Raw genomic sequence first — 14,121 nt, 5'->3', positions numbered from 1 at the left:
CCAGGGCTGGGACGTGTGGCCTAGTGCGATCCTCCGAGCGCCAGCACCGCGCAGAGCCCCGGGCCCGTCGCCGAGTCCAGGATTTCCCGGGCGACGGCCCACTCCTCGGGGCAGGCGTCGGCGTATGCCTGCCAGCCGGTGACGATCAGGAGCAGGCCGCTCTCGCCCGTGGGGAGGTCGCCCAGGGAGTCGGCCAGGGCGTCCCAGTTGCGGCCGAACCAGTCGGGAAGGTCCAGGGCACGGGCGAAGCGGTCCATCAGGGCGGGTTTGCCGGTGACTCCGGCCAGGTCGAGCAGCACCGTGGACCAGCCCTCGGCGCGGGCACCGGCGAGCAGGCCGCTGAACGGGTCGGCCGTCATCGCAGCACCGCCTTGAAGCTCTTGTAGTGGTCGTCGGTCCAGTAGAACTCGTGGCCCTGCCCGGTGACGATGCGCCATGCGCCGCGGTCCCGGGACTTCGGGTTCTGCACCGTGTACTCGTGGTAGTAGCCGCGTTTCTGCTGCGGCAGGAGCTTCTCGAAGTTGCCGAACACCACGCCGTCCTTGCTGTACGGGAACGGTCCGCCCTTGTCGATGAGCTTGAGGGTCTGGCGCGCCTCGGGCGGCAGCCGGTCCGCCGGGACCGTGGCCATGCCCTTGACCCAGGCGGGCGTCGAGGCGGCTGTGGAGGGCTTTGCGCCCGCCGGTTTCGCGCTGTCCTTGCCGCCGCAGCCGACGAGCAGCACGGCGAGGCAGGCGAGGACCGAGGCGAAGGTGATCCGGGCAAACCTGTTGATCATGCTCCGATGCTCCCATCCGATGGCGGTACGAGCGAATGCGTACCCAGAAGTCCCCGGTCACGATGGATCCATGCTGCTCGCCGACGTGGCCAGAACCTCGGCCGAGATCGCCGCCACCTCCTCGCGCTCGGAGAAGTCCGCGCTGCTCGCCCGGCTGTTCTCGGCCACCGAGCCCGACGAGGCGCCGCTCGTCGTCACCTACCTCGCGGGGCGGCTGCCCCAGCGGCGTACCGGGCTCGGGTGGAACACCCTCAAGGACCGCCCGCCGCCCGCCGCTTCGGCCCGGCTCACCGTGCGCGAGGTCGACGAACGCCTCGACCGAATCTCGGCCGTCTCCGGGAAGGGAGCCCAGGGTGAGCGCAAGCGGCTCGCCGGGGAGCTCATGGGGGCGGCCACCGAGGAGGAGCAGCGCTTCCTGTTCGCGCTGATCACCGGCGAGGTGCGGCAGGGCGCGCTGGACGCGGCGGCCGTCGAGGGGCTCGCGGCGGCGGCCGGCGCACCCGCGGCGGACGTGCGGCGCGCGGTCATGCTGGGCGGCTCGCTCGGCACTGTGGCCCGCGCGTTGCTCGCCGAGGGGCCGGCCGCGCTCGCCGCCTTCCGGCTGGATGTGGGCCGCCCCGTCCTGCCGATGCTCGCGCAGAGCGCGAAGGACGTCGCCGAGGCGCTCGACCGGCTCGGCCCGTGCGCGGTCGAGGAGAAGCTCGACGGCATCCGCGCCCAGGTCCACAAGGACGGGGACGCGGTACGGGTCTTCACCCGCACCCTTGCCGAGATCACCGAGCGACTGCCCGAAGTGGTCGCCGCGGCAAGGGAGCTGACGGCACGCAAGGCCGTGCTCGACGGTGAGGTGATCGCCCTCGGTCCCGACGGGCGGCCGCGCTCGTTCCAGGACATCGCCTCACGCGTCGGCTCCCGGCTCGACGTCGAGGGCGCCCAGGGCCGACTGCCGCTCTCCCCCGTCTTCTTCGACCTGTTGTCGGTGGACGGCCGGGATCTGCTCGACCTGCCGGTGCACGAGCGCCATGCCGAGCTCGCCCGCATCGCGCCCGAGCCGCGGCGCGTACGGCGGTTCGTGGTGGCGGATCCGGCCGATCCCCAACTGCGGCGCGGCGCCGAGGAGTTCGCGGCCGCGACGTTGGAGCGCGGGCACGAGGGCGTGGTCCTCAAGGCGCTCGACTCGACGTACGCGGCTGGCCGGCGCGGCGCCTCGTGGCTGAAGGTCAAGCCCGTGCACACGCTTGACCTGGTGGTCCTCGCGGCCGAGTGGGGGCACGGCCGGCGCAGCGGCACGCTCTCCAACCTGCACCTCGGGGCGCGCCGCGAGGACGGGACGTTCGCGATGCTGGGCAAGACGTTCAAGGGGCTCACCGACGCGCTGCTCGTCTGGCAGACCGAGCGGCTGCGGGAGTTGGCGGTGGCCGAGGAGCCGTGGGGTGTGCGAGTGCGGCCGGAACTCGTCGTCGAGGTGGCCTTCGACGGCCTACAGAGATCATCGCGGTACCCGGAAGGGGTGACACTTCGGTTCGCACGGGTAGTGCGCTATCGCGAGGACAAGAGGGCCTCGGATGCGGACACGGTCGCGACAGTCATGGCTCCCCCAGGTTCTCGGCTTCTCCCCCAAGGCCTTGAGGGCCAGGGGGGACCCCCATGAACCGGGGGGACCTCCATCGCGACGGAAGGGATTGAACCGGTGGAGCAGGGTCACAGCACGGCACAGCGGGAGCAGGCACGACGGCGGTCACAGGAGGCGGGCCTCGCGGCCGCCAGGCTGACCGCCGAGGGGGTGCGGACGGTGGCGCTGACCTGGGTGGACGTCGCGGGCCTCACCCGCGTCAAGGTCGTGCCGACGACGCGGCTCGCCCAGGTCGCGGCGCACGGGGTGGGCATGTCGCCGGTCTTCGACGTGTACCTGGTGGACGACTCGGTCACCAGCAGCCCATACATCGGCGGCCCCGACGGCGACCTCCGCCTCATCCCCGACCTGGACCGGCTCACCGTGCTCGCCGCCCAGCCCGGCTGGGCGTGGGCGCCGGTCGACCGCTTCGAGCAGTCGGGGCAGCCGTACGACGCCTGTCAGCGGCAGTTCGCGCGCCGGATGACCGAGCGGGCCGCCGAGCGCGGCATCGAGCTGCGGATGGGCTTCGAGACGGAGTGGGTCGTCGACCCGCCGCTGGCGGGTCCGGCGTACGGGATGGCCCGGGTCGTCGAGCGTTCGGCGTACGTGGGTGATGTGGTCGGCGCGCTGGAGGCGCAGGGCGTCGAGGTGCTCCAGATCCACCCGGAGTACACGCCGGGCCAGTTCGAGGTGTCGGTCGCCCCGGCGGACCCGGTGGGGGCCGCGGACCTCGCGGTCCTGGTCCGCGAGACGATCCGGGCGGTGTCGCTCCAGCACGGCCTGACCCCGTGGTTCGGTCCTGTCGTCGACCCCGAGGGCGTCGGCAACGGCGGCCATGTCCATCTCAGCCTCTGGCAGGACGGCGGCAACCTCTGCCGGGGCGGTGACGGCCCCTGCGGGATGACGCCGACCAGCGAGGCCTTCCTCGCCGGGATCCTCGACGCGCTGCCCGCGCTGCTCGCCATCGGCGCCCCGACCCCGGCGAGCTATCTGCGCCTCGCGCCGTCCCGCTGGGCCGGGGCCTTCCAGTGCTGGGGCCCGGAGAACCGGGAGGCGGCGCTGCGGTTCGTCCCGGGGCCGCCCGGCGCCGAGGGGGCGGCGAACGCCGAGGTCAAGTCGTTCGACCCGGCCGCCAACCCGTACCTGGTGACGGGCTCGCTGATCGCCGCCGGGCTCGCCGGGCTGGAGGCGGGCCTGCGCCTGCCCGAGCCGGTGTCGGGCGACCCCGTCAACGCCGAGGGCTCCCGGCGGCTGCCCGCCTCGCTGACCGAGGCGCTGAGCCACTTCACGGAGTCGGCGGTGCTGCGCGAGGCGCTCGGCGACCGGCTCTTCGAGGCGATCGTCTCGGTGCGCCAGGCGGAGACGAAGCTCTTCGACGGCCACAGCCCGCAGGAGATCGCCGAGGCCACGCGCGGGAGGTACTGAGTGCTGCCGCTCGTCGACCACCACTGTCACGGTGTGCTGCGCTCCGACCCCGACGACGCCGCGTTCGAGGCGTTCCTGACCGAGTCCGACGCCCCGGCCGCACCGGGCACCAGCTTCTTCGACACCCAGCTCGGCTTCGCGGTGCGCCGCTGGTGCCCGCCGCTGCTCGGCCTCGACGCGCACTGCCCGCCGGAGCGCTATCTGGCCCGCCGCCGCGAACTGGGCGCCCAGGAGGCCAACCGGCTGCTCCTGAGCGCCAGCGGCATCGCCACGTTCCTGGTCGACACGGGGCTGCCGGGTGATCTGACGAGCCCGGCCGAGCTGGCCGAGGCGAGCGGGGCCGCGGCGCGCGAGATCGTACGCCTGGAACTCCTCGCCGAGCGCGTCGCCGAGGAGGTGAGAGATCCGGACAAGTTCCTGGCGGCCCTCGCCGATGCGGTCGCCGCCGCGGCCCGCACCGCCGCGGGCTTCAAGTCGGTGGCCGGATACCGCTACGGCCTCGACCTCTCCCCCGAGCCGCCGGGCCCGGCCGAACTCCGCGCGGCCACCGCGGGCTGGCTGGCCGCCGGGGCGGGCCGGATCACCTCGCCCGTACTGCTGCGCCACCTGCTGTGGTCGGCGGCGGGGACGGGTCTTCCGCTCCAGCTGCACACCGGGTTCGGCGACCCCGACCTCAGGCTGCACCGCTGCGATCCGCTGCTGCTCACCGACTTCATCCGGGCGGTGCGCCCGACGGGCTGCCGGGTGATCCTGCTGCACGGCTACCCGTACCACCGCAATGCGGCCTATCTGGCCCAGGTGTACCCGCATGTGTACGCGGACGTGGGCCTCTCGCTCACGCACACCGGGGCACGGGCCGGGGCGGTGCTCGCCGAGTTCCTCGAACTGGCCCCGTTCGGCAAGCTGCTGTTCTCGACGGACGCGTACGGGCTCGCGGAGCTGTACGTCGTGGGGGCGCGGCTCTACCGGGAGGCCCTGGACCGGCTCCTGAACGGCTGGACCGGGTCGGGGGCGTGGTCGGCCGCGGACGCGGAGCGGGTGGCGGCGCTGGTGTCGGCGGGCAACGCCGAGCGGGTCTACGGATCGTGAGACGTGCGGTACCGGGGGCGCGGGCCCCCGGTACCTCAGATTCCGTCCGGGTCCGCGCGGTCGAGCGCGGGCCGCGGCTTGGGACCGGTCTCGTTGAGGAGGAAGTCGGCGGCGGCCGTGTCCGTGACCAGGCTGGTCACCAGGCCCGAGCGGAGCACCGCGTCGATCGCCGCGGCCTTGCGCTGGCCCCCGGCGATCGCGACGACCTCCGGGATGCGGCGCAGCCGGTCCGCCTCGACGGTGATGCAGCGCTCCCCCAGGTCGCGGCCGACCCGGCGGCCCTCCGCGTCGAAGAGGTGCGCGGACATCTCGGCGGCGACGCCGAGCGAGGCGTAGTGCGCCCGCTCCTCGTCGGTCAGCATGTCGTGGACCGTGGAGATGCCCGGCTCCCACGAGCCGATGGACACCGCGGCGACCGTCACCTTGTCGAAGTACTCGAAGGCGCGGGCGATCCCGGTCTGGTTGCGCAGCGCGGCGGCGGTCGCCGGGTCGGGCAGCAGCATCGGGGCGTAGATGGGGTGGGCCTCGCCGCCGGAGACCTGGGCGGCACGGCGTACGGCCTCGACGGAGCCGCGCTCGGCGGTGCCCGCGTCGTACACGCCGGTCAGCTGGACGACCGTGCAGGGCGGCAGCCGGTCCAGGGCGGCGGCCATGTGGATGGTGGAGCGGCCCCAGGCAAGGCCCAGGACGTCACCCTCGCTGACGAGCTCGCCGAGCAGGTCGGCGGCCGTCTCGCCGAGGTTCTCCGGGTCGGGCGAGGTCTCCTCGCCCTCGGCCGGGGACTCGACGACGACCGCGTGCCGCAGTCCGTACCGGGCGCGCAGGGCGTCGGAGCGCTCCGCGTCCAGTTCGGCGGGGACGCGGATCTCGATCCGTACGAGATCCCGCTCCAGGGCGGTCTCCAGGACCCGGGCCACCTTGAAGCGGCTCACGCCGAACTCCTCGGCGATCTGGATCTTGGACTTGCCCTCCAGGTAGAAGCGGCGGGCCATGGCCGCCGCCTGCACCAGCTCCGCGGGTCCCATCCGCAGGGCTGACCGACCCGCCGACATTGCAGACACCGCGATCTCCTCACTGCTGTTCACAACTGCTGTTCACGCACCGGACTCGCTGTTCATCCTGTCAGATCCAACGGTCCTTGATCAGCCCCGAAGGGTTCCGTTCACTCAGTGGCGGCTCAGTGTGCGCATGCCCAGGGTGCGCTCGCCGTCGCCTGTTCAGCCAGGGAGCGCAGGGTGCGCACCGCTTCGGCCGGATCGTGGGCCCCGTAGACGGCCGAACCGGCGACGAAGACGTCGGCTCCGGCCTCGGCGCAGCGCTCGATCGTGGAGGCCGAGACGCCGCCGTCGATCTGGAGCCACAGTTCAAGTCCGTGTTTGCTGATCAGCTCACGGGTCCGGCGGATCTTCGGCAGCATGATGTCCAGGAAGGACTGGCCGCCGAAGCCCGGCTCCACGGTCATGATCAGCAGCATGTCGAGCTCGGGGAGCAGGTCCTCGTACGGCTCGATCGGCGTCGCGGGCTTCAGCGCCATCGAGGCGCGGGCGCCCTTGGCACGGATCTCCCGGGCAAGCCGGACCGGGGCCGCCGCCGCCTCCACGTGGAAGGTGACCGAGCCGGCCCCCGCCTCCACGTACTGCGGGGCCCAGCGGTCCGGGTCCTCGATCATCAGATGGCAGTCCAGCGGCGTCTTCGTCGCCCGGCTGAGGGATTCCACTACGGGCACCCCCAGCGTGAGGTTGGGCACGAAGTGGTTGTCCATCACATCGACATGCAGCCAGTCGGCGCCTTGGACGGCCTTTGCCTCGTCGGCCAGCCTGGCGAAGTCCGCGGAAAGGATGCTGGGGTTGATCTGAGCCATGCCCCAAGCCTGCCATGCCCTGGGCAACTTGCCTGCCACGGTGCCGGTCGAAGCCTGTCCGGATCCGTACGGAACGGGCGATCCTGCGGATTCGGTGGGCCCCGGAACATGATCCTTCGGCTGCCGGGACGTGCGGCTGGAGCACTTTCGGCACCCCGGGCAGCCAAACCGTGATCCGCTCAACTCCCGTACGGGGGCGCCGAGTTCGGGCCCGGACGGATCCGGGCCCGGCTCATCAGGCGGTGCGCCTCAGGAGGGCGAGGTACATCGCGTCCGTGCCGTGCAGGTGCGGCCACAGCTGTACGTCGGGTCCGTCGCCCAGGCCCGCGACGCCGGGCATCAGCGGGCGCACGTCGATCCACTCGGCCTCGACGGGCTCGGCGCCGCCGCGGCCCTTGAGGACGTCCTCGACGACGATCCGGGTCTCGGCCAGGTGCGGTGAGCAGGTGGCGTACCCGACGACACCGCCGACACGGACCGCCGACAGGGCCTCGCGCAGCAGCCCGCGCTGAAGCGGAGCGAAGCTTTCCAGGTCCTCGGGGCGGCGGCGCCAGCGGGCCTCCGGGCGACGGCGCAGGGCGCCGAGCCCGGAGCAGGGCACGTCGACCAGGACGCGGTCGAAGGACCCGGGCAGCCACGGCGGGCGCGTGCCGTCGGCCGCGATGACCTGGTACGGGCCCGGGTTGCCGGCAAGGGCGCGCTCGACCAGGCGGGCGCGGTGCGGCTGCTTCTCGGAGGCGAGCAGGGCGGCGCCACGGCCGGCTGCCAGGGCAGCGAGCAGCGCGGCCTTGCCGCCGGGGCCTGCGCAGCCGTCCAGCCAGCGCTCGTCCCGGCCCTCCAGGGGGGCGCCCGCGAGGGCGGCGGCCACCAGCTGGCTGCCCTCGTCCTGAACGCCTGCCCGGCCCTCCCGTACGGCGTCGAGGGCGCCGGGCTCGCCGCCCTCGGCCATCCGCACGGCGTACGGCGACCAGCGGCCGGGCAGGCCGCCCTCCTCGCCGAGCGCGTCGAGGAGTTCGTCGGTGGTGGAGCGGCCGGGGCGGGCGACCAGGGTCACCTCGGGGCGCTCGTTGTCGGCCTCCAGGAGGTCCTCGATGCCGGCCCGGCCGCCGCCGAGGGAGTCCCACAGCGCCGAGACGACCCAGCGCGGATGCGAGTGGACGACCGCGAGGTGGTCCTCGGCGTCGTCCTCATAGGAGGGCGCGACCTTCTCCAGCCAGCCGTCGAGGTCGTCCGCCGAGATCTTCCGCAGAACGGCGTTGACGAACTTGGCCCGCCCGTCGCCGAGCACCACGCGCGCCAGCTCCACGCTCGCGGAGACCGCGGCGTGGGTGGGGATCCGGGTGCCGAGCAGCTGGTGCGCGCCGAGCGCGAGCACGTCGAGCACCGGCGGGTCGACCTCGCGCAGCGGCCGGTCGATGCAGGCCGCGATGATCGCGTCGTACGTGCCCTGGCGGCGCAGCGTCCCGTAGACGAGCTCGGTGGCCAGCGCCGCGTCGCGGGCGTCGAAGTCCCCGCCCTCGCGCGCCTTGCGGAGCAGCGGGGGCAGGACGAGGTTGGCGTAGGCGTCGCGCTCGTCGACGGCCCGCAGGGCCTCGAAGGCGAGGATGCGGACCGGGTCCTTCTTGGGACGGCGGTACGGCTTGCCGGTCCTGCCCCCGTTGGGGTTCGGGCTGCCGCCCTTGCCCGCCTTGGGGTTCGGGCTGCGACGTGGCGAATCGTTCACGTGAAAGGTGCTCCGCTGATCAGATGGGGCGAACCCTCTCAGCGTACGTCCGCCGCTCCCAGGCGCTCACCCGGGGCGATGCGGACGCCACGGGCCCAGTCCGCGCCGCGCATCGGCTTCTTGCCCTGGGGCTGGACCCAGAGCAGCTCCACGGCGTGCGAGCCGGTGCCGACGTACACGTTGTTCTTGGCCACGGAGAGCTCGCCGGGTGCGAGGTCGGTGCGGTCGGTGACCAGGGCCGCCTGGATCAGCTTGAGGCGTTCGCCGCGGAACACGGTCCAGGCGCCGGGCGCCGGCGTGCAGCCGCGCACCACACGGTCGACGCGCAGCGCCGGGGCCGCCCAGTCGACGTGCGCCATCTCGACGGTGATCTTCGGGGCGAGCGAGATGCCGTCGGCGGGCTGCGGAACGGCCTTCAGGGAGCCGTCCTCGATGCCGTCCATGGTCGCCGCGAGCAGGCCGGAGCCCGCGAACGCGAGCCGGGTGAGCAGGTCGCCGCTGGTGTCCGTGGGCCTGACCTCCTCGGTGACCGTGCCGTACACCGGGCCCGAGTCGAGCCCCTCCTCGATCAGGAAGGTGGCGGCGCCGGTGATCTCGTCGCCCGCCATGACGGCGTGCTGGACGGGCGCGGCCCCGCGCCAGGCGGGCAGCAGCGAGAAGTGCAGGTTGACCCAGCCGTGCGCCGGGATGTCGAGGGCGGCCTTGGGGAGAAGCGCGCCGTACGCGACGACCGGGCAGCAGTCCGGCGCGATCTCGCGCAGCCGGGCCAGGAACTGCTCGTCCCGCGGCTTCACGGGCTTCAGGACCTCGATGCCGGCCTCCTCGGCGCGCTCGGCGACCGGGCTCGCCACCAGCCGGCGGCCGCGCCCGGCGGGTGCGTCGGGCCGGGTGACGACCGCGGCGACCTCGTGGCGGCCGGATGCGATCAGGGCGTCCAGGGCGGGGACGGCGACCTCGGGGGTGCCTGCGAAGACGAGCTTCACTGGGGGTTACCTCGCTTTGTCGAGAGCAGCGTCTCAGTCTATGGGCCCCGGGGCGGCGGGCGTACGCCCAGGTGTCCGCCCCTGTGCGCCCCGACCGCCGAGGCGGTACGGCAGGGGCGTACGGGGACTTGTGCGCCCCGTGCATGTGCCCATACGCCCCCGCAGCGTGACCACAACAGCGGGTAGCGCGTTGGTCAAGAGAGATTGACCGAACCGGGCCGCTTCTGCGGCCCGCACCTTTTCAGCACTGCCAGCACGTCAACACAGCAACAGCAGAACGCATGACAACTCCGTCTTCACGATCCCCTTCCTCATCCCTTTCATCGCCGGTTCGAGAGGCTTGCTCATGGCCGACCACGCAACCCACGACGCCCAAGCGCGGGCCAGCCTGCACCTGTTGGTGCGGGACATCGAGCGGGTCCGCCGGCAGGTGGACGCACTGCGCACCCTCACCGCGCAGCTGGGCAACGTCTACCGCCCGCGCCGCTCCGGCCCCTCCACGGGCTTCGTCGTGTACGGACGCGCCCCGGCCCCGACCGTACGGCTCGCCCAGGAGCTGCGGGACAGCGTCGAGACGCTGGTGACCGCGGCCGTGGACTTCGACCGCTCCCTCGGTTTCTCCTGGGACGCGGTGGGCTCGGCGCTCGGCGTCACCAAGCAGGCGGTGCACCGCCGTTACGGGTCCCGCCGGGCGACCGCCCAGGCCGCGGGCCAGGTCGACACCGAGCGTCCCGTCGACGCGGCGCCGACCCGCACACTGCCGCCGCTGCCGACCGTGCCCGCGGTGCCCGCCGCCCGTTCTATGCCGCCCCAGCCGACGGCGAGCAGCCAGTCCCTGCGCGAGGAGGTCCGCACCAGCGCCTTCCCCGGCCCCCGCAACGGCTGACCCGCTTCCGCCCCTTCGTGCCCTCGCGTTTGTACGTGTCTTCGGACGTGTCGCGAGGGCACACCCATGTGATGGCCAGGGGCGGCTGTGCGGGCCTCAGCCGATGTCCGGCGGGTCGATCCTGATGCGCACCGGGTCGCCGCCACCGCGGGCCAGCCGCGCGGCCTGGGCGGCCTTGAGGGCGGCGGCCAGGGCCGCGCCGCTGCCCGGCGGGACCCGTACAAGGGCCCGCTCCCAGCGCTCTCCGACCGGTGGGTCACCGGGCCGGCGCGGCCGCCCGGGATCGGCGACCGGCAGCGGGACGGGGCCCAACACCTGGGCGTCGGGCGGCAGTTGGGCTGCCATGAGGAAGGCCTCGACCGCCTCGGGGCGCCCGACGGCCTCGGCCATCCGGGAGACCGGGGGGAAGCCGAGCTCGGCCCGCTCGGCCAGTTCGCGCACGGCGTGCCCGACCGGGTCCCAGCGGACCAGCGCCTGCACCGGCCGCAGCGTGGGCTCGGCCACCACGACCACGGTGCCGCCCTCGCTCTGACCGCGCACCAGCGAGGCCGCCGAGATCCAGCGGCGCAGCGCCTCCTCACCTGCCCGGAGGTCGGGCCGGCTGAGCATCGCCCAGCCGTCGAGGAGCAGGGCCGCCGCGTAGCCGCCTTCGGCGACGGGCTCGGCGCCCGGCGTGGACACCACGAGCGAGGGCCGGCCCGGCACGCTGTCCAGGACGTGGTCGCGCCCCGAGGTGCGCACGGGCACCGCGGGGAAGGCCCGGCCGAGCTCCTCGGCGGTCCGCCTCGCGCCCACGATCTGGGCCCGCAGCCGGTTCGTTCCGCACTCGGCGCAGTGCCAGTCGGTCTCGGCCGTGCCGCACCACGTGCACCGCAACTCCCGCTCGTCCGGCGCCTCCAGCGGGCCGGCGCACTGTCCGCACCGGGCGGGCGTACGGCAGCGGGCGCAGGCGAGCCGGGGCGCGTAGCCCCGCCTCGGCACCTGCACGAGAACGGGGCCGGTCTTCAGCCCGTCCCGCACGGCCTGCCAGGCCAGGCTCGGCAGCCGTGCCGCCCGCGCCGCCTCGTCGCGCGCCAGCTCCCCGTCTCCCACGGTGCGTACGAGCGGGGCCGCGGCCCGCACCACGGCCCGGTCGGCGACCAGGGGCGCGGCCCAGCCGCTCTGCACCAGCTGGGCGGCCTCGACCGTGCAGCTCGTACTCCCGAGCAGGAAGCCGCACTTGTCGTGCGCGGCCCGCAGTTCGAGGACCTCACGGACATGCGGGAACGGGGCGTTGTCGTCGCTGTGGCTGGAGTCCCCGTCCTCCCACACCACGACGAGCCCCAGGCGTTCGACGGGCGCGAACATCGCCGCGCGGGTGCCGACCACGGCCCGCACCGCGCCGCGCCGTACCGCGAGCCACTGCCGATAGCGCCGCTCGGGACCCGACTCCGCGGTGAGCAGTGCATGCCTTCCCTCGCCGAGCAGCTCGGTGAGTGCCGCGTCGACCCGGCCCGCGCTGCGCCCGTCCGGCACGACGACGAGGGCGCCGCGCCCCGAGGCGAGCGTGGCCCCGACGGCCCGGGCGATCTCCTGCGTCCAGTGCGGCCCGGGCAGCGCGGTCCACACAGCGCGGGGTGCCCCGCCGTCGGCCAACGCCCTGAGGAACGCGGGCCCTTGCGGATACCGCTCCCAGGTCGCGGCGGCCGGCTCGGGCGGGGGCGGGCACGGCTCGGGCGACGGCTTCGCCTCGGCCCTGGCGTTGCGGGGCGGGACAGCGAGCTGCAGCACATCGGCGAGGCTGCCCGCGTACCGGTCGGCGACGGCCCGGGCGAGCGCCAGCATGTCCGCGCTGAGCACCCGCTCCGGAGAGACGACGCCGGCGAGCGCGGCCAGGGGGCCCGAGTAGTCCGACTCGGCACGCCGCTCGACGAGGAACCCGTCGATCAGACCGCCGCCCTCCCGGCGCCCGTCCCGCACATTGCGTGCCCCGGCTCCGAACCGCACCCGCACCCGCACCCCGGGCTGCGCATCGGCATCGAGCTCTTCCGGCACGGCGTAGTCGAAGTACTGATCAAGATGCAGCACCCCCTTGTTCACCACGACCCGGGCGACCGGCAGCTCCTTGGCGAGCGCCGCGCCCCGCCAGGTGCGCGGCTTGGCCTTGGGCACCTTGGCCTTGCGCACCGTCTCCCGAATGAGCGCAAGCTGCTCCGGCCCCGCGCCCTCGGCGCCCCCACCCTGCCGTTCGTTCTCGCTGCTCACAGCCAAATTCCTACCAGACCGGACTGACAACGGCCTCGGCCGCAGGTCGCTGGCCGGTTCCGGCCTGGCTCCCTCGACAGCCTGAAAGGGGTGCGATTCGCTCCGGATGAGGAAACGGGAAACGTCCCCATTCGCCTTGTTCCGCTCGGTCGGCTGCCGCACGCTGATTCGCGTCGTCGTCGGCCTCCCGGACGGCAGCGACGGAGGTTCACGTGCAGCAGCACCCGTACAGCTTCGGAGAAGAACTTCGCCGGCGACGTCTCGCGGCGGAACTCTCGCTGGAGCAGCTCGGCAGGCGTGTGCACTACAGCAAGGCCCAGCTGAGCAAGGTGGAACGCGGACTCAAGCGCCCGAGTCTTGAGCTCGCCCGCCTGTGCGACACCGAACTCGCTGCCGACGGCGCCCTGGCCAGGCTGCTGGAACCGGCAGTTTCACCGATGTCCCTGCCTGCTCCCGGGCGCGACGACGAGGTGTGGTTGATGTATCTCGACAAGGACGGCGACAGCACGCTCCAGCCGGTGAAACGCCGCAGCCTGATCGCGGTCGGCGCGGCATCGGCCCTCTCACTCCAGCTGAGCGGTGACGCCTTGCCAGTGGGCACCGGAGCGAACACGCTCGTCGAAGCATCCCGGATGCTGTTCGACCAGTTCCGCAGGATCGGCCAGGCCGTAACGCCCCGGAGCCTGCTGCCGGCGCTGATCGCCCAGACCCACTCCCTGGAACAGCTGGCCCGCCTCGCCGGGCCCCGGACGAGGGGCGAGTTACTGGTCCTCGCCTCCCGGTACGCGGAATACACGGGCTGGATGGCGCAGGAGGCCGGCGACGACCGTACGGCCCTGTGGTGGACGGACCGTGCGGTGCAGCTCGCTCAAGGCGGCGGCGACGGCGCCCTCGCCGCATACGCTCTGGTCCGGCGGTCGCTGATCTGCCTGTTCGGCGGCGATCCGGCACAGGCCGCGGAGCTTGCCGAGCAGGCACTGCAGAGCCCGGCGGGTCCGCGGATCCGCGGGCTGGCAGCCCAGCACCGAGCACAGAGCCTCGCGGTGACGGGTGAGCACAGCGCGGCCATGCGGTCTCTGGACCAGGCTCAAGAACTGCTCGCGGCGGACAAGGACCGTTCCGACTCACCCGTGCTCGGCGCCTCGCACGTGCCCGATGTCGTCGCGATGTACACAGGCTGGTGCTTGTACGAACTGGGCAGGCCGAGGCAGGCCGCGGAACTCCTCGACCGGCAAACGGCCCGGCTCTCCACGCATGCGCTGCGCGCTCGGGCCCGGCACGGTGCGCGCCGCGCCCTCGCGCACGCTGCGGCCGGTGAGATCGACCAGGCCTGCGTCATCACGTCGGAGCTGCTCTCGTCCGCCGCCGCGGTCGACTCGGCGACCATCGCCACCGATCTGCGCCGGCTCGCCCGGCTGCTCGCCCGGCACCCACGCAACGCCGGTGTACGCGAGGTGGCTCCCCATCTCACATCGGTTCTGCCGCACCGCGCCTCCTGACGAAGTCCACAGAGAAGG

The 14,121-nt window shown here is 73.5% G+C and carries 12 protein-coding genes; 5 read left to right on the top strand and 7 right to left on the bottom strand.

The genetic code is table 11. From position 1 onward, the window contains the following. Positions 1-20 precede the first annotated feature (20 nt). Positions 21-359, bottom strand: a complete 339-nt coding sequence (locus IE206_RS12975; RefSeq protein ID WP_189962250.1) for a barstar family protein — start codon at positions 357-359, stop codon at positions 21-23. Continuing rightward, complete coding sequence (locus tag IE206_RS12970; protein WP_189962249.1) at positions 356-778, bottom strand: guanyl-specific ribonuclease; 423 nt, start codon at positions 776-778, stop codon at positions 356-358. Before IE206_RS12970 ends, IE206_RS12975 begins: the two co-directional genes overlap by 4 nt. A gap of 70 nt (positions 779-848) precedes the next feature. On the opposite strand from IE206_RS12970, the gene IE206_RS12965 reads away from it, so the two are divergent. Genes IE206_RS12965 through IE206_RS12955 form a run of 3 tightly spaced genes read left to right on the top strand, consistent with a single transcriptional unit; the run spans position 849 to position 4,907 of the window. Next, positions 849-2,429 carry an ATP-dependent DNA ligase gene (locus IE206_RS12965; RefSeq protein ID WP_189962248.1) on the top strand — a complete coding sequence of 527 codons (1,581 nt, stop codon included), beginning with the start codon at positions 849-851 and terminating at the stop codon, positions 2,427-2,429. Positions 2,430-2,468: 39 nt separating this feature from the next. Next, positions 2,469-3,818, top strand: coding sequence for a glutamine synthetase family protein (locus tag IE206_RS12960; protein WP_189962247.1), 1,350 nt, complete (start codon positions 2,469-2,471; stop codon positions 3,816-3,818). Further along, complete coding sequence (locus tag IE206_RS12955; protein ID WP_226598736.1) at positions 3,819-4,907, top strand: amidohydrolase family protein; 1,089 nt, start codon at positions 3,819-3,821, stop codon at positions 4,905-4,907. A gap of 35 nt (positions 4,908-4,942) precedes the next feature. On the opposite strand, the gene IE206_RS12950 is transcribed toward IE206_RS12955, so the two are convergent. The 4 genes from IE206_RS12950 to fmt all read right to left on the bottom strand — a co-directional run bounded on the left by IE206_RS12950 (position 4,943) and on the right by fmt (position 9,474). After that, complete coding sequence (locus IE206_RS12950) at positions 4,943-5,992, bottom strand: sugar-binding transcriptional regulator (RefSeq protein ID WP_078966155.1); 1,050 nt, start codon at positions 5,990-5,992, stop codon at positions 4,943-4,945. A gap of 92 nt (positions 5,993-6,084) precedes the next feature. Beyond that, positions 6,085-6,768 carry a ribulose-phosphate 3-epimerase gene (gene rpe / locus IE206_RS12945; protein ID WP_053724494.1) on the bottom strand — a complete coding sequence of 228 codons (684 nt, stop codon included), beginning with the start codon at positions 6,766-6,768 and terminating at the stop codon, positions 6,085-6,087. A 235-nt stretch (positions 6,769-7,003) separates the two neighbouring features. Then, positions 7,004-8,491 carry an RsmB/NOP family class I SAM-dependent RNA methyltransferase gene (locus IE206_RS12940; protein ID WP_189962246.1) on the bottom strand — a complete coding sequence of 496 codons (1,488 nt, stop codon included), beginning with the start codon at positions 8,489-8,491 and terminating at the stop codon, positions 7,004-7,006. Positions 8,492-8,529: 38 nt separating this feature from the next. Further along, complete coding sequence (gene fmt / locus IE206_RS12935; protein WP_189962245.1) at positions 8,530-9,474, bottom strand: methionyl-tRNA formyltransferase; 945 nt, start codon at positions 9,472-9,474, stop codon at positions 8,530-8,532. Between the two features lie 346 nt (positions 9,475-9,820). Here fmt and IE206_RS12930 point away from each other — a divergent pair, with 346 nt between their 5' ends. Next, a complete protein-coding gene (locus IE206_RS12930; protein WP_189962244.1) occupies positions 9,821-10,360 on the top strand; it encodes a hypothetical protein in 540 nt (179 codons plus the stop codon). 96 nt (positions 10,361-10,456) lie between these two features. Here IE206_RS12930 and IE206_RS12925 read toward each other — a convergent pair whose 3' ends face one another. Continuing rightward, positions 10,457-12,604 (bottom strand): primosomal protein N', encoded by a 2,148-nt coding sequence (locus IE206_RS12925; protein WP_189962243.1) that lies wholly within the window; start codon positions 12,602-12,604, stop codon positions 10,457-10,459. A 212-nt stretch (positions 12,605-12,816) separates the two neighbouring features. Between IE206_RS12925 and IE206_RS12920 the strand changes: the two genes are divergently transcribed. Further along, positions 12,817-14,103: a helix-turn-helix domain-containing protein gene (locus tag IE206_RS12920; protein ID WP_189962242.1), complete on the top strand. Its 1,287-nt coding sequence runs from the start codon at positions 12,817-12,819 to the stop codon at positions 14,101-14,103. Positions 14,104-14,121 lie beyond the last annotated feature (18 nt).

This window comes from Streptomyces violascens, assembly GCF_014649955.1.
Taxonomy (GTDB): Bacteria; Actinomycetota; Actinomycetes; order Streptomycetales; family Streptomycetaceae; genus Streptomyces; species Streptomyces violascens.
The sequence above is the reverse complement of the archived record's forward strand: the minus strand, read 5'-3'. Positions and strand labels throughout refer to the sequence as shown.

What these genes read in the sequence shown, in the direction of transcription:
- IE206_RS12975 (WP_189962250.1), bottom strand. Translation starts at nt 359, where the DNA reads ATGACGGCCGACCCGTTCAGCGGCCTGCTCGCCGGTGCCCGCGCCGAG.
- IE206_RS12970 (WP_189962249.1), bottom strand. Translation starts at nt 778, where the DNA reads ATGATCAACAGGTTTGCCCGGATCACCTTCGCCTCGGTCCTCGCCTGC.
- IE206_RS12965 (WP_189962248.1), top strand. Translation starts at nt 849, where the DNA reads ATGCTGCTCGCCGACGTGGCCAGAACCTCGGCCGAGATCGCCGCCACC.
- rpe (WP_053724494.1), bottom strand. Translation starts at nt 6,768, where the DNA reads ATGGCTCAGATCAACCCCAGCATCCTTTCCGCGGACTTCGCCAGGCTG.
- IE206_RS12930 (WP_189962244.1), top strand. Translation starts at nt 9,821, where the DNA reads ATGGCCGACCACGCAACCCACGACGCCCAAGCGCGGGCCAGCCTGCAC.